Genomic DNA, 13,864 nt, shown 5'->3' with positions numbered 1-13,864 from the left:
CTACATGCATTCTTGTGCCACGCTTGTTCGCCCCATGACCGCCCATCGCCCCCTCGCCTGCCTGTTCATCGCCATTTCCGGTCTGCTCTTCGCCTCCTCGGCGACGGCTCAGGTATATACATGGAAGGATGCCAGCGGCCGCGTTCATTACTCGGACCAGCCGCCACCAAACGGCGACAACAAGCCAGCCAAGGCTGCACCCGCAGCGAAATACGCACCCGCCACGCCGGAGCCAGCGGCTTCGCAGTCCGGCGCGGCAGCACAACCGGACACCAAACCTCCTGCAGCGACGCAATCCGGGCCAAAGACCTGGCAGGAAAAAGACCTTGAAGCCAAGCAGAAGCGCGCAGCAGACCAGGAGGCGGAAGCAAAGCGCAAACAGGAAGCCGACCGGGCAGATGAGAAAAAGCGTTATTGCGAGAGTCTGCGCAACAACCTGACCATGCTTGAGCGTGGCGGCCGTGTCACTACGACAAATGCTGCCGGCGAACGTATTTTCCTGGATGACAGCCAACTCAAACAGGAAGCAGAACGCACACGCGTCCAGCTATCGCGCGACTGCAAGTAACAATCGAAGCGTCAAAGTAACTAACGCCGACAGGCGGTGGGGTCAGCTCTCGATGAGCGGCCCGCCGCCTTTTTTCATGGCCTTGCCCTCTGCCGCACGCTGACGCCTGACCTCCTTCGGGTCAGCGATCAACGGTCGGTATATCTCGACCCGATCACGATCGCGCAATCCGGAGTCGAGCGAAACCAGTCGAGCGAAGATGCCAACCTTGTTGATATCGAGATTGATGTCCGGATAGCGCGCCAGCAGCCCTGACGCACGAATCGCCTGCAAGACACTTGCACCCGACTCAAGCTCTACACTGACCAGCTCCTGGGCGTGCGGCAAGGCATAGCAGACTTCGACTTTGATCCGCTCGAGCATCACTTCGTGCCCGACCCGTAGACCTGATCAGCGCGTTTGACGAATGCGTCGACGAAAGTATTGGCAATGTGATTGAACACGGGGCCCACGACCTTCTCGAGCAGCTTGCTGGAAAATTCGTAATGCAGCCTGAACTCTATTTTGCAGGCACTTTCACCCAAGGCCTTGAAAAGCCACTCACCTTCGAGCTGACGAAACGGCCCCTCGCGCAGACGCAACTTCATCGACGTCGGAAACTGCTTGTCATTGGCGGTCGAAAACTGCGAGCGGATACCGTGGTAGTTGATCTTCAGGATCGCCACAGTCAGCACCTCAGTACGCTCGACAACCTCGCTCCCGCCACACCATGGCAAGAATTTTGGATAGTCCTCAACGCCATCGACCAGTGCAAACATCTGCTCCGGACTACGCTCGACCAGTACGACTTTCCTGACTTCAGACATCGGGGATCCAGACCGCCAGACGCGGTGCTGCTAAAATCAGCATTCTAGCGCAAGCGCCAATTCCCCCGCCCCACCCACTCATGAGCATCATCGACAATCGCAAGGCCTTTCACGAATACTTCATCGAGGAGCGATTCGAAGCCGGCATGGTGCTCGAGGGTTGGGAGGTCAAGGCGATTCGCGCGGGCCGCGCCCAGATCAAGGAGGCCTACGTCGCGTTGCGTGGCGAAGAAGTGATCGTACACGGCATGCACATCAGCGCCCTGCTCTCGGCGTCAACACACGTCAAGCCAGACCCCGTGCGTATCCGCAAGTTGTTGCTCAAGGGCCACGAGATCTCAGGCTTGATCGGCAAGGTCGAACGCGCGGGTTACACCCTGGTGCCGCTGGATCTGCATTACAGCAAGGGACGCGTGAAGATGGAAATCGGCCTCGCCAAGGGCAAGAAGCAGTATGACAAACGCGAGACCGAGAAAGAGCGCGACTGGCAGCGCGAGAAGCAACGCCTGGTCCGCGACAAGCGCTGAACTGCGTCAGTGCTTTCTTTGCCTGAGTTGCTCGAACAGACACACCGCCGCTGCGGCAGCGACATTCAAGGACTCGATTCCGCCAGGCATGGGAATGCGCGCCAGATCTGTTGCGCGAGCAATCAGGCTGGCACTCAAACCAGAGCCTTCCGATCCGAACATCCAGGCCGCCTCTGGCCGCAAGTCGAGGTCGAACAGGTCCTGCGAGCGGACATCAAGAGCCGTCGCGATGATCTTGCCCTGCCAGCCATCGAGCGCTGCATTCAGGTCAACATGCTCGGCGATCGACAGGACAAAATGAGCGCCCATCCCGGCTCGTAACACCTTCGGCGACCAAGCCTGCGCGCAATGCTCGCTCAGCCAGACACGGCGAATCCCCACCGCCGCCGCCGTGCGCAACAAAGTTCCAAGATTGCCCGCATCCTGCACGGCCTCGATCACCAGGACATCACCCAAGGCTGAAGGCGAAACTGCGTCAGGAATGGCGATCTCGCCAAGAATACCGCTGGGCGTCTCAACCGGACTCAGAGCACGCAGCAATGCTTCGGGCATTTCAATGATTTCACTGCCCGTCGCTGCGAGCGCATTCACCAGACGGCCGATCTCCTGCATCTGCAAGGCCCTGGCGGTGACGACTACACGGCGGATGGCGCACTGCGCCGCCCTGGCTGCTTCGATGAGGTGAACGCCGTCCAGCACCGCAGCCTGCTCAAGGCGTCGGTAGCGGCCATCCTCCAGGAGGGCGCGCAGACGTTTGAAGGTCGGGTTATCGCGCGACGCAATCTGTTTCATGCACGCTTACTCGAACAAGCACCGCTGCGAAACAGCCTGACGCACGGGAGCAAAACTCATGCGGTGATGAGGCGTTGGCCCCAAGCGTGCCAGCACCGCCAGGTGCGCAGCCGTGGGATAGCCCTTGTGCTGGTCGAAGCCAAATTCCGGATATTGCGTATGCAATTGAAGCAGCTGCGCATCGCGATGCGTCTTGGCTAGAATGGACGCTGCAGAAATAGCCGGTTCGAGAGCATCGCCCTTGACAATCGCACGAGCAGGCAACGACAGATCGGGTACACGATTGCCATCAACGAGGACCTCGTGCGGCAGCTTGTCCAGCGCTTCGACCGCGCGTTTCATTGCCAGCATGGTTGCATGCAGGATATTGAGTCGATCGATCTCTTCGACATTTGCTTCAGCGATTGCCCAGGCCAGTGCGTCCCGTTTGATGATGGGCGCAAGCCGATCACGCGCACGCTCCGTCAGCTTCTTCGAATCAGCCAGTCCAGCAATGGGACAAGCCGGGTCGAGGATGACTGCAGCCGCCACGACGGATCCACACAGCGGACCGCGGCCCGCTTCATCCACGCCGCACACCAGAACAATGCTCATCTCATCCACGCATGCCCAGCAGGGGCAAGATCGCGCGAGCCGCGCGCTGAGCATGATTCTGGCGCAGTTCAAGATGCATGGCAGTAAAGCGCTCGATCAATCGCTCGCAAGCCTCGCGATCCAGCAGCCACTTCTCCAATCCATCTGCCAGTGCTTCCGGCGTCACGGCATCCTGAATGAACTCCGGCACCAGAAACTCCCCGGCCAGGATATTGGGGAGCCCCACATAAGGCAGGTAAGCGAGGCGCTTCATGATGCGATACGACAGATTGGCCAAACGATAGGCGATCACCATCGGACGCTTCAGTAACGCAGCCTCCAGCGTCGCCGTCCCGCTGGCCACCAGCACCACGTCGGCCGCCGTCATGGCATCTTGCGAGTGCCCGAACAGAATGCGGAGGGGCAGCTCGTGCGCTTCGGCGCGATGGATGGCCTGCTCGAACAAATTGCGGGTCTCGCGCGTCACGAGCGGCACGACGAAACGCAAATCCGGATCCGCCTCGTGGAGACGCTTCGCGGTACCGACGAAACTGTCGGCCATGCGGGCCACCTCGCCATTGCGGCTGCCGGGCAACATCGCAACGACCTTGGCTGCCAGCGGAATGTTCAGGAGCTCGCGCGCAGCATCACGATCCGGATCCAACGGAAATTCGTCAGCGAGCGGGTGGCCTACGAAATGGGCATTCACACCGTGCTTTTCGTACAGCGCCGGTTCAAACGGGAACAGGCACAGTACGCAGTCGGCCGCGCGCTTGACCTTGAACACGCGCCGGCCACGCCAGGCCCAGATCGACGGACTGACGTAGTGCACGGTGGGCACACCTGCGCCGCGCACTTTCTCTTCGAGCCAGAGATTGAAGTCCGGCGCATCGACGCCAATGAAGAGATCGATATTGCCCTGACGCTTGTCTTCTTTCAGGCGGTTGAGCAGGCTCTTGCGGATGCCGGACAGTTCTCTGTAGCGCTTGAGCGCATCCACGTAACCATTCACTGCCAGTGTCTCGGCAGGCCACCAGGCTTCAAAGCCTTCGGCCTCCATCTTGGGACCACCAATGCCCACGAACTGCGCGTCCGGCAGGTGCACTTTGAGTGCGCGCATGAGGTGACTGGCCAGCAGGTCGCCCGAGGCCTCGCCCGCAACCATCGCAATACGCATGATCGGGTCTGCTCCGCTGCGCGTCAGCGGACAATGCCGCGACCAGAGGCGGCAATGAAATCGCTGAAAATCTGCAACTCAGGCGTAATCACCGCCATCTCGGCAATTGCGGCACGCGCCTCGTCCATCGACAGCCCCTGGCGGTACAGCACCTTGTAGGCCCGCTTGATCTGCGCAATCGCTTCAGCCGAGTAGCCACGACGCTTCAGGCCTTCGCTGTTGATGCCATGCGGCGACGCAGGATTGCCCGACACCGTCACAAACGGCGGCAGATCTTGCGTCAGGACCGTGCCCACGCCGCAGAAACTGTGAGCGCCAACACGACCGAACTGGTGCACGCCGGTGAATCCGCCAAGAATGGCCCAGTCACCAACCGTCACATGCCCGGCCAGCGTGGCGTTGTTGGCAAAGATCGTATGGTCACCCACGACGCAATCGTGCGCGACGTGAACGTAGGCCATGATCCAGTTGTCATTACCGACACGCGTCACCCCCGTATCCTGGACGGTACCGACGTGCATCGAGACGTATTCGTGGATCGTGTTGTTGTCGCCGATGATGAGCTCGGTTGGCTCACCCGCGTACTTCTTGTCCTGCGGCTCTTCGCCGATGGAGCAGAACTGGTAGAAGCGGTTGGCGCGTCCGATACGCGTGTGTCCGGTGATCACCACATGGGGGCCGATGACGGTGTCGTCACCGATCTCGACGTGCTCGCCGATGATGCTGTAAGGCCCGACCTTGACGCGCTCGCCTAGACGCGCGCCCGGGCTGACTAGGGCTGTCGGATGGATCATCAGATTTGCTTGATAGCGCACATGAGCTCGGCCTCGACCGCAACATCGCCGCCAACCCTGGCGACGCCCTTGTACTTCCAGATGCCACGCATGGTGCGCGTGATGCTCACATCAAACAGCAGCTGGTCGCCCGGCACGACCGGGCGCTTGAAACGGGTGTTGTCGATGCCGGCAAAGTACAGCACGGAGTTTTCATCGGGCACGATGCCCTGGGTCTTGAACGACAGGATCGCCGCGGCTTGCGCCATGGCTTCAATGATCAGCACGCCAGGCATCACCGGCGCATGCGGGAAATGACCAGTGAAGAACTCTTCGTTAACGGTCACGTTCTTCAGCGCCAGCACGCGCTCGCCTGGCACCAACTCCAGCACACGATCAATCAGCAGGAACGGATAGCGATGCGGGAGGTACTTCATGACCTCCTTGATTTGCATCACACCCAAGTCCTGACCAAGCACCGCGTTATTCGTTTCGCTCACTTACCACTCCCAGTTTCGTTCGACTCGCCACGCGCAGTGTCGAGCCTTTCCAGTTTTTTCTCGAGTTGCTTGATGCGATCAGCCATCTCGTCCAGATGCTTGATATGAACGGCGTTGCGCAGCCATTCATTGTGCTGGATGGCCGGTATCGTCGAAGTGTAGACGCCCTTCTCGGTTGCCGACTTGCTCATGAAAGAACGACTCGACACGACAACATCGTCCGCCACTTCGATGTGGCCCATGATGCCGGCCTGACCACCGACCATGACGCGCTTGCCCAGCTTTGCGCTACCTGCCATGCCCGCAAAAGCGGCCATGGCGCTGTTCTCCCCTACGCGGCAGTTGTGCGCGATCTGGATGAGGTTATCGAGCTTGACCCCGTTCTCGATCACAGTGTCGTCCAGCGCACCGCGATCAATCGTCGTATTGGCTCCAACCTCGACGTCATCGCCCAGAATCACACGGCCGATCTGCGGAATCTTCTCCCAGCTCGCATCCTTGCGACGCGCAAAACCGAAGCCATCGCCACCGATCACGGCGCCCGAGTGCAACACGCAGCGCGCCCCAATCTCGCTACCCGCATAGACCACGACTTTGGCGTGAAGCAAGGTGTTCTCGCCGATCACACAACCGCGCTCGACAATCGACCCAGGGCCGATGACTGCGCCGACGCCTATGCGACATCCTTCCCCGATGAACGCCAGAGGGCCAACGCCAACACCGGCGGGCAATTCGGACAAGACGACCGCAGTCGGATGCACACCGGTGTAGTCATTCGCTGCAGGATTCAGCAACTGCGTAACGCGCGCAAAGTACAGGTAAGGATCATCCACGACGATTCGCGTGCCGGCCCAGGCATCGGCCAGGCTGCGCGGCAGGATCAGTGCGCCGGCGCGCGTCAGTTCGAGGGCTTTGCGGTACTTTGCATGTGCGACAAAACCGATCTCGGAGCCTGTTGCGCGCTCCAGCGGTGCCACCTGCGTGATGGCAACGGAATCGTCGCCAACCAGATCACCGCCCAAGGCATCGACGATCTGGCGAACGCTCAGAGAAACAACGGTCATTTCGAGGACGATACGGCAGTGGTGTCGGTCAAGGCCTTTATGACCTTGTCGGTAATGTCGAGACGCGGATTGAAATACACCGCTTCCTGAATGATCAGATCGAACTTTTCCGCTTCGGCCACTTGCCGGATGGCTCTGTTTGCACGATCGAGGACACCCGCCATCTCTTCATTCTGGCGTTGATTGCGATCTTCGAGATACTCGCGGCGCCGACGCTGGAAATCGCGGTTCAGATCATTGAATTCGCGGTCACGTGCACGCCGATCTGGCTCGGCCATTGTCACCGAGTTCTTCTCCAGATTGTCCTGCATGGTCTGCAATTGCTTCGCAACACGCTGCAGCTCCTGATCCCGCTTCTCGAATTCCTTCTCGATTTTCTTCTGGACCCGCAGGGCGGGCGCCGACTCACGCATCACGCGATCCGCGTTGACGAAACCGATACGACTCGGCTCGACCGCCGCCTGGGCCACCGTCGCCAACACCGCGCAGAAAAGCAATGGAATCAAGCGATACACCGCGTATCTCCTAGAAAATCTGGCCAATCTGGAACTGGAATTTCTGCGTATCGTCGCCGTCCTTCTTGTTGACCGGGAAGCCGAGACTGAACTTCAGCGGCCCGACCGGAGAAGTCCAGCTGAAAGCAAAACCGTACGAGAAACGCAAATCGGACCAGCGAATCTTCTCTCCATCCCCCCAAACCTGACCACCATCCAGGAAGGTACTCAAACGCATGCTACGGTCCTTCTCTTTCATACCCGGCACTGGAAACAGGAATTCTGCGCTACCCGTGATCTGACGCGTACCCCCCAAGGCCTCGCCATTGCTTTGCGGGTCAGTGGATTTGGGGCCGAGCGTGGAGTCCTTATAGCCACGCACCGTCCCGATACCACCAGCATAGTAGTTCTTGTAGAAAGGCAACTCCTTGTCACCATAGCCGCTCGCCCAACCAAGATCCGTCGCCAGCATCAGGGTGGTATTGGTCGTCAAAGGCGTGAAGTTCTGGATGGAGTAACCAATACGCGCGTAACGCAATTCTGCAGGCGGCAAGGCCAGCTCCGCATAGACCCTCTGGTATGCACCCTTTGTCGGGTACACAAAGCTGTCGCGATGGTCACGCGCCCAACCCACATTGGTCAGCAAGGTGGTGGCCGAATTGCCGTTTTCCTTGACGAAGTCCTTGTACTTGAGCGGGCTGTTGTCGAAGGTATTGACGTCGGTAATATCAGCGGACAGACCGTAGTTGATCGTGTCGTCTTCGGAGATTGGCACGCCAAAACGCACGCCCACCCCTGTCGAACGCGTCGCATAGCGACCCACATCGAGCTCGCCGGTATCGACCTTACGGTGATACAGGTCGAAGCCGCGACTGACGCCATCCTTGGTGTAGTACGGGTTGGTGTAATTCAGATTGAAGTTCTGGTTGACGCGACCCGTGCTCGCCTGGAGGGTCAGCGAGTTACCCGTACCAAACAGATTGTTCTGCGCGATAGATCCGCTCAGGACCACTTTCTCGGTCTGCGAGTAACCGACGCCAACGGACAGGTTACCCGTCGAGCGCTCTTTCACCTTGACGTTCAGATCGACCTGGTCGCTGCTCCCCGGCACGGCCTCCGTATCGATGGCCACTTCCTCGAAGAAGCCGGTGCGCTCAACACGAATCTTCGAGCGATCAATGCGCTCGCGGTCGTACCAGGAGCTCTCCATCTGCCGGATCTCGCGACGGATGATTTCACTGCTTGTGCGGTTGTTGCCGACGATGTTCACACGATTGACATACGCGCGACGGCCCGGATCCACGAAGAAAGTAAGCGCTGCAGTGCGGTTCGTCTTGTCGAGCTCCGGGATCGGATTGACTGTGGCAAAGGCATAACCGTCATTCCCCAGACGGTCGCTCAGTCTCTTGGAAACCACGTTGATGTGCTCGCGCGAGAAAACCTCGCCCGACTTGATATCCACCAGTGGCGACAGCTCGGTTTCAGGAACCAGAAAGTCACCAGCCAGCTTGACGGATGAAATCTTGTAGACCTGCCCCTCGGTGATGGCGATCGTCATGTAAACATCGCGCTTGTCCGGCGTGATCGACACTTGAGATGAGTCGATATTGAAATCGGCATACCCGTGATTCAGGTAGTGCGAGCGGATTTCCTCGAGATCCCCCTGCAGTTTCTGCTTGGAATAACGATCATCCTTGCTCAACCACGACCACCAGCCCGTTGTCGACAAGGACATCAGCTTCAGCAGCGTACTTTCCGAATAGGCCGAGGCACCAATGATGTGGATCTGCTTGATCTTCGCGATCTCGCCTTCCTCGATTTCGATGTTGATCGCCACGCGATTGCGCTCCAGCGGCGATGCTGTCGTGCGTACGCTCAGGGAGTAGTAGCTCTTGGTGAGATAGAGCTCCTTGATCTCCTGCTCGACCTTGTCGAGCACCGAACGGTCGAAGTTCTTGGATTCGGAGATGCCGGCATCCTTCAAGCCTTTGAGGAGGACATCATTCGAGAACTCCTTGTTGCCCGAAATCGTGATCTTCGAAATAGCCGGACGCTCGTCAACGATCACCACCAGCACATCTTTGTCTGACTCGATGCGCACGTCTTTGAAAAAACCCGTCGCATACAGGGATTTGAGTGCCTGGCTGATGCGCTGGTCGTCAACGGTCTCGCCAATACGGATAGGGAGATAGTTGAAGACCGTACCGGCTTCGACGCGCAGCGTCCCCTCGACACGAATGTCCTTGACTACAAACGGGGTAATAGCGAGAGCAAAAGGTGAGAACAATGCGGCAAGTGCCGCAGAGATAATTGTCTTGGTCATCAGCCTGGGCCGGGAAACTGGCGATTGATGTCGTTGAAAAAGGCCAGCAGCATCAGGCCCCCGAGGAGCGCAATGCCGACGTTCTGTCCAAGCAGCATGAAGCGCTCGGAGACGGGCTTGCCGCGAATGAATTCGACCACATAATACAGCAAGTACCCACCGTCCAGAATTGGCACGGGCAGCAGGTTCAGCACGCCAAGACTGATGCTGATCAAGGCGATAAAGGTGATATAGGGCTCAAGGCCCGCTTCGGCACTTTTGCCTGCATAGTCGGCAATCGTGATCGGTCCACTGACATTGCGCAGCGAAACCTCACCCGTCACCATCCGCCACATCACCTTGAGGCTGAAGGTCGTGGTAGCCCAGGTTTGTGACAGCGCATGCGAGATCGCCCCCAGCGGTCCATAACTCACCTTGACCAGATTTTCGCGGCCGGCATCGGCAGGGATTTTCGGCGCAATACCGATGCGTCCACGCGCCGGCTTCGCATCCTTCACCGCCTCGGGCGTCATGCGCAGGCTCAGCTCCTTCCCCTGACGCCGCAGCATGACTTCGATTTCCTGACCTGGCTTGCGCGCCACGGCCGCAGCGAATTCATGAAAATACGGCACCGCTACGCCGTCGACGCTGAGCATTTCATCGCCGGGAAGAACGCCGGCGCGCTCGGCCACACTTCCCTTCACGACTTCAGCAACCACGGGAGGCAACTTCGGCACAGGCATCTCGATGCCGAGCTGAGCCATCGGATCGGGCTGGCGGTCATCGATCTTCACATCACCCAACGGCAACTCATGCAGTACCTGGGCGCCGCTCGGGCTTCTGGCATCAAGCGTGATGGCACGACCGTCAAGCGCACCTTCCATGACAGCCCAGCGCAGATCCGTCCAGGACTGTATGGCCTCTCCGTTGACTTTCGCAATGCGCTCGCCGCTGACCAGACCGGCGCGCTCTGCGATAGAGCCGCTCTTGATCTGCCCGACAACAGGTGCAAGCTCGGTGGTGCCGACCAGGAACAGCGCCCAGTACACGACTATGGCCAACAGGAAATTGGCAAGCGGTCCGGCAGTCACGATCATGGCGCGCGACGCCAGAGACTGGCTCTGAAAGGTCCGGTGTTGTTCGGCCGGCGCGACGCCCCCCTCCTGATCATCAATCCACGACACATACCCGCCGAGTGGCAAAGCGGAAATGGCCCACTCGGTCTGATCTGCACCGAAACGTCGCGACCACACGACCTTGCCGAAACCCAACGAGAAGCGCGCCACCTTGACGCCGCACCAGCGCGCCACGAGGTAGTGGCCCAGCTCGTGGATGAGCACCAGAATGCCCAAGGCAAAAACGAAAGACAGAACGGTTTGCAGCAGTTTCATGATCAGCCCCTGGCCAGCGACTGGACGACCGCGCGCGCGCTCATGCGCGCCTCTTCATCTGCGTCCATCACGGCTCGCAGATCGGACAGACGCTGTGCAGGCAAGTTCTCCAGTACCGCTTCAACGACCTGCGCGATCTGATCGAAACGTACGGAGCCGTCGAGAAAGGCGGCCACGGCGAGTTCGTTGGCTGCATTCAGCGTCGTTGGCCCGCTGCCTCCAATGCGCAGAGCTTCATAGGCCAGTCGCAGGCATGGGAAGCGCTGCAGATCGGGCTCTTCGAAAGTCAGCTTGCCGACACGACACAGGTCGAGACTCGACACACCCGAATCGATCCGCTCCGGATAGCTCATCGCATGTGCAATCGGCGTGCGCATGTCGGGGTTACCCAATTGCGCCATCACCGACCCATCGTTGTAATCCACCATCGAGTGGATCACGCTCTCTGGATGGATCAGCACCTTGATGCGGTCGGCCTCCACGCCGAACAGCCAGCGCGCCTCGATGACTTCCAGCCCCTTGTTCATCATGCTGGCCGAATCCACCGAGATCTTGCGCCCCATCACCCAGTTGGGATGCGCGCACGCCTGCTCTGGCGTCATCGCGGCCAGCTGCTCGAGCGGTGTCTGGCGGAACGGCCCGCCAGATGCAGTCAGGATGATGCGCCGCACCCCACAAGCATGCAGGCCATAGTCGAAGCCAGGCGGCAGGGACTGGAAGATGGCGTTGTGTTCGCTGTCGATGGGCAACAAAGTTGCGTCGGCATCGCGCACGACGTCCATGAAAACCTCGCCTGCCATCACCAGCGCTTCCTTGTTGGCCAGCAGCAGACGCTTTCCCGCCCGTGCCGCAGCCAATGACGAGGAAAGCCCTGCCGCACCGACAATGGCAGCCATCACCGTTGTCACTTCCGGCGCGGCTGCGACGTCATCCAGCGCTACAGCGCCATGCAACACCTCTACCGTCGATTGCGCCCCCAGCAGTTCGCGCAAGCCACGCGCCTCATCGGGCCCGGCCACGACGGCATAGCGCGGCTCAAAGCGACGACACTGCTCGGCCAGAATCTGTATGCGGGAATTGCCGGTCAGGGCAAAGACTTCAAAACGATCCGGATGCCGCCCCACAACATCGAGCGTGCTGACACCGATGGAGCCGGTCGCTCCGAGAATCGTCAGTACCTGTTTCTGCATGATTGCTGCAAACCTGACGGAAAGAACTTCAGTCGATCACGACACGCCGGCCAATGCGAACTGGCCACGCGACCTTAGTGGAAGATCATCCACAACAAGCCCGCTAACGGCATGGTGGAAAGCAGGCTGTCGACGCGGTCGAGTACCCCGCCATGACCAGGAAGCAGCGTCCCGCTGTCCTTCACACCGGCTTGGCGCTTGAGCAGCGACTCGAATAGATCGCCCGCGATACTCAGGCAGGCAAAGACGAGCGCCAAGCCGATAACCAGAAACAGATTGACCTGGCTGGCCAGACCGGGCGCGAACAAATGCATCCCGACGGCATACAAGCCGACAGCCACCAGAGCCCCCAGCGCACCTTCGCGACTCTTGCCGGGGCTGATGGTCGGCGCAAGCTTCACCCGCCCCCACTTGCGGCCCACGAAGAAGGCGGCGACGTCTGCAATCCACACGGGCAGCATGAAACAGATCAATACCCATGGACCGGCGCGGCGCAGTTCAATCAGGGCCAAAGCCGTCGAAACCAGAATCAGCAAGCCGTAACCGAAGCGCGCGTAAACGCCATCCAGCCGAATCTGGAAACGCAGAAAGACCGGCACGGAAAACACCCACAAGGCGAGTGACGCAACATAGGCGGCTCCCAGCAGAATCTCGTCGCTCTTGGCAAAACTCCATGCCACGATCGGCAGCACTGCGAGCACGCCAAATACGTAACGCCCGACCGGGCTGGCATGAACGAGGCGCGACCATTCGCCACTGGCCAGCCAGACGATGGCGGCAATGGTCAGCCCCCACGCCCAGTCAGGCGCCAGAAAAACCAGCAGCAAGAGGACTGCAACGAGCCCGAGGGCCGTAAGAATCCGGGTCTTAAGCATGTTTGGCTGGGCTTTCGTCGCTGTCGAGTTTGACTTGTTCACTGGTGCGGCCAAAACGGCGCTCGCGCTGCTGGTACGAACGGATCGCCTCGTCGAAAGCCTCTTCGTCAAAATCAGGCCACAAGCGATCCGTGAAATAGAACTCGGTATAGGCCAACTGCCACACCAGGAAATTACTGATGCGCTGCTCGCCACCGGTGCGGATGAACAGATCGGGCTCCGGCGCATCGGCAAGACACAGGAAAGGCGCCAGATCGGCCTCGGAGTAGGCATCGCGCTTGTCGGGATGCGCAGCAAGCATGCTGTTTACTGCATTGACGATGTCCCAACGACCGCCATAATTCGCCGCCACCGACAGGGTCAGTGCGGTATTGCCCGCCGTCATGGCCTCGGCATCGCGGATCGTCTGCACGAGGGTGGCATCGAAACGCGACAGATCACCGACGATGCGCAGACGGATATTGTTCTTGTGCAACCGGGCAACCTCCGCCTGCAGGGCCTGCAGGAAGAGATTCATGAGGAAAGAAACCTCCTCCTGCGGCCGCCGCCAGTTTTCGGAGCTGAACGCAAACAGGGTGAGGTTTTCAATGCCACGCTCGATGCACAGCTTGACCATGCTGCGCACCGTTTCCACGCCACGTTTGTGGCCCGCTACGCGCGGCAGAAACCGCTTGCGCGCCCAGCGGCCATTGCCATCCATAACGATGGCAATGTGCCGCGGCACCGCTGATGTTTCCGGGATTTCGCGCGTAGAGCTGAACAAACGCGACAAAGGCATGGTGGCCGGGCTCCGCGCGAGGGATAAAGAATCGAAACGACTGAGGATTGCGAT

At 59.6% G+C, this 13,864-nt stretch carries 16 protein-coding genes; 2 read left to right on the top strand and 14 right to left on the bottom strand.

Translation table 11 applies throughout. The annotated features are described in order from the left end of the window. Positions 1-4 precede the first annotated feature (4 nt). Positions 5-568 carry a DUF4124 domain-containing protein gene (locus VVD49_RS12290; RefSeq protein ID WP_327599472.1) on the top strand — a complete coding sequence of 188 codons (564 nt, stop codon included), beginning with the start codon at positions 5-7 and terminating at the stop codon, positions 566-568. 42 nt (positions 569-610) lie between these two features. Here the strand turns inward: VVD49_RS12290 and VVD49_RS12285 are convergent, their stop codons facing one another. Beyond that, positions 611-931 carry an RnfH family protein gene (locus VVD49_RS12285; protein WP_327599471.1) on the bottom strand — a complete coding sequence of 107 codons (321 nt, stop codon included), beginning with the start codon at positions 929-931 and terminating at the stop codon, positions 611-613. Beyond that, positions 931-1,374: a type II toxin-antitoxin system RatA family toxin gene (locus tag VVD49_RS12280; protein ID WP_327599470.1), complete on the bottom strand. Its 444-nt coding sequence runs from the start codon at positions 1,372-1,374 to the stop codon at positions 931-933. The genes VVD49_RS12285 and VVD49_RS12280 overlap by 1 nt, the downstream gene beginning before the upstream one ends. A gap of 80 nt (positions 1,375-1,454) precedes the next feature. Here VVD49_RS12280 and smpB point away from each other — a divergent pair, with 80 nt between their 5' ends. Continuing rightward, the gene (gene smpB, locus VVD49_RS12275) at positions 1,455-1,901 is read left to right on the top strand and encodes an SsrA-binding protein SmpB (RefSeq protein ID WP_327599469.1); all 447 of its coding nucleotides are present in this window, start codon (positions 1,455-1,457) and stop codon (positions 1,899-1,901) included. A 6-nt stretch (positions 1,902-1,907) separates the two neighbouring features. On the opposite strand, the gene VVD49_RS12270 is transcribed toward smpB, so the two are convergent. The 12 genes from VVD49_RS12270 to uppS all read right to left on the bottom strand — a co-directional run bounded on the left by VVD49_RS12270 (position 1,908) and on the right by uppS (position 13,810). Beyond that, positions 1,908-2,693: a TrmH family RNA methyltransferase gene (locus VVD49_RS12270; RefSeq protein ID WP_327599468.1), complete on the bottom strand. Its 786-nt coding sequence runs from the start codon at positions 2,691-2,693 to the stop codon at positions 1,908-1,910. A 6-nt stretch (positions 2,694-2,699) separates the two neighbouring features. Then, positions 2,700-3,287, bottom strand: a complete 588-nt coding sequence (gene rnhB / locus VVD49_RS12265; protein ID WP_327599467.1) for a ribonuclease HII — start codon at positions 3,285-3,287, stop codon at positions 2,700-2,702. Position 3,288: 1 nt separating this feature from the next. Beyond that, positions 3,289-4,443: a lipid-A-disaccharide synthase gene (gene lpxB / locus VVD49_RS12260; RefSeq protein WP_327599466.1), complete on the bottom strand. Its 1,155-nt coding sequence runs from the start codon at positions 4,441-4,443 to the stop codon at positions 3,289-3,291. Positions 4,444-4,466: 23 nt separating this feature from the next. Next, positions 4,467-5,237, bottom strand: coding sequence for an acyl-ACP--UDP-N-acetylglucosamine O-acyltransferase (lpxA, locus tag VVD49_RS12255; RefSeq protein WP_327599465.1), 771 nt, complete (start codon positions 5,235-5,237; stop codon positions 4,467-4,469). Further along, complete coding sequence (fabZ, locus tag VVD49_RS12250) at positions 5,237-5,671, bottom strand: 3-hydroxyacyl-ACP dehydratase FabZ (protein WP_327599973.1); 435 nt, start codon at positions 5,669-5,671, stop codon at positions 5,237-5,239. The genes lpxA and fabZ overlap by 1 nt, the downstream gene beginning before the upstream one ends. Positions 5,672-5,712: 41 nt before the next feature. After that, on the bottom strand, positions 5,713-6,780 hold the full coding sequence (lpxD, locus tag VVD49_RS12245; protein ID WP_327599464.1) for a UDP-3-O-(3-hydroxymyristoyl)glucosamine N-acyltransferase: 1,068 nt from the start codon (positions 6,778-6,780) through the stop codon (positions 5,713-5,715). Then, a complete protein-coding gene (locus VVD49_RS12240; RefSeq protein ID WP_327599463.1) occupies positions 6,777-7,286 on the bottom strand; it encodes an OmpH/Skp family outer membrane protein in 510 nt (169 codons plus the stop codon). The genes lpxD and VVD49_RS12240 overlap by 4 nt, the downstream gene beginning before the upstream one ends. 19 nt (positions 7,287-7,305) lie before the next feature. Further along, positions 7,306-9,597, bottom strand: a complete 2,292-nt coding sequence (bamA, locus tag VVD49_RS12235; RefSeq protein ID WP_327599462.1) for an outer membrane protein assembly factor BamA — start codon at positions 9,595-9,597, stop codon at positions 7,306-7,308. Then, positions 9,597-10,967: an RIP metalloprotease RseP gene (gene rseP / locus VVD49_RS12230; RefSeq protein ID WP_327599461.1), complete on the bottom strand. Its 1,371-nt coding sequence runs from the start codon at positions 10,965-10,967 to the stop codon at positions 9,597-9,599. Before rseP ends, bamA begins: the two co-directional genes overlap by 1 nt. A 2-nt stretch (positions 10,968-10,969) precedes the next feature. Beyond that, positions 10,970-12,157 (bottom strand): 1-deoxy-D-xylulose-5-phosphate reductoisomerase, encoded by a 1,188-nt coding sequence (ispC, locus tag VVD49_RS12225; protein ID WP_327599460.1) that lies wholly within the window; start codon positions 12,155-12,157, stop codon positions 10,970-10,972. A 74-nt stretch (positions 12,158-12,231) separates the two neighbouring features. Next, complete coding sequence (locus tag VVD49_RS12220) at positions 12,232-13,032, bottom strand: phosphatidate cytidylyltransferase (protein WP_327599459.1); 801 nt, start codon at positions 13,030-13,032, stop codon at positions 12,232-12,234. Next, positions 13,025-13,810: a polyprenyl diphosphate synthase gene (gene uppS / locus VVD49_RS12215; RefSeq protein ID WP_327599458.1), complete on the bottom strand. Its 786-nt coding sequence runs from the start codon at positions 13,808-13,810 to the stop codon at positions 13,025-13,027. Before uppS ends, VVD49_RS12220 begins: the two co-directional genes overlap by 8 nt. Between the last annotated feature and the right edge of the window lie 54 nt (positions 13,811-13,864).

The organism is Uliginosibacterium silvisoli, assembly GCF_036017035.1.
GTDB lineage: Bacteria > Pseudomonadota > Gammaproteobacteria > Burkholderiales > Rhodocyclaceae > Viridibacterium > Viridibacterium silvisoli.
Note: the sequence above shows the minus strand (reverse complement) of the source record. Positions and strands in the feature narration are given on the sequence as shown.

Coding starts and splice junctions, on each gene's coding strand:
- VVD49_RS12290 (WP_327599472.1), top strand. CDS start 5: ATGCATTCTTGTGCCACGCTTGTTCGCCCCATGACCGCCCATCGCCCC.
- VVD49_RS12285 (WP_327599471.1), bottom strand. CDS start 931: ATGCTCGAGCGGATCAAAGTCGAAGTCTGCTATGCCTTGCCGCACGCC.
- VVD49_RS12280 (WP_327599470.1), bottom strand. CDS start 1,374: ATGTCTGAAGTCAGGAAAGTCGTACTGGTCGAGCGTAGTCCGGAGCAG.
- smpB (WP_327599469.1), top strand. CDS start 1,455: ATGAGCATCATCGACAATCGCAAGGCCTTTCACGAATACTTCATCGAG.
- VVD49_RS12270 (WP_327599468.1), bottom strand. CDS start 2,693: ATGAAACAGATTGCGTCGCGCGATAACCCGACCTTCAAACGTCTGCGC.
- rnhB (WP_327599467.1), bottom strand. CDS start 3,287: ATGAGCATTGTTCTGGTGTGCGGCGTGGATGAAGCGGGCCGCGGTCCG.
- lpxB (WP_327599466.1), bottom strand. CDS start 4,443: ATGCGTATTGCGATGGTTGCGGGCGAGGCCTCGGGCGACCTGCTGGCC.
- lpxA (WP_327599465.1), bottom strand. CDS start 5,237: ATGATCCATCCGACAGCCCTAGTCAGCCCGGGCGCGCGTCTAGGCGAG.
- fabZ (WP_327599973.1), bottom strand. CDS start 5,671: ATGCAAATCAAGGAGGTCATGAAGTACCTCCCGCATCGCTATCCGTTC.
- lpxD (WP_327599464.1), bottom strand. CDS start 6,780: ATGACCGTTGTTTCTCTGAGCGTTCGCCAGATCGTCGATGCCTTGGGC.
- bamA (WP_327599462.1), bottom strand. CDS start 9,597: ATGACCAAGACAATTATCTCTGCGGCACTTGCCGCATTGTTCTCACCT.
- rseP (WP_327599461.1), bottom strand. CDS start 10,967: ATGAAACTGCTGCAAACCGTTCTGTCTTTCGTTTTTGCCTTGGGCATT.
- ispC (WP_327599460.1), bottom strand. CDS start 12,157: ATGCAGAAACAGGTACTGACGATTCTCGGAGCGACCGGCTCCATCGGT.
- VVD49_RS12220 (WP_327599459.1), bottom strand. CDS start 13,032: ATGCTTAAGACCCGGATTCTTACGGCCCTCGGGCTCGTTGCAGTCCTC.
- uppS (WP_327599458.1), bottom strand. CDS start 13,810: ATGCCTTTGTCGCGTTTGTTCAGCTCTACGCGCGAAATCCCGGAAACA.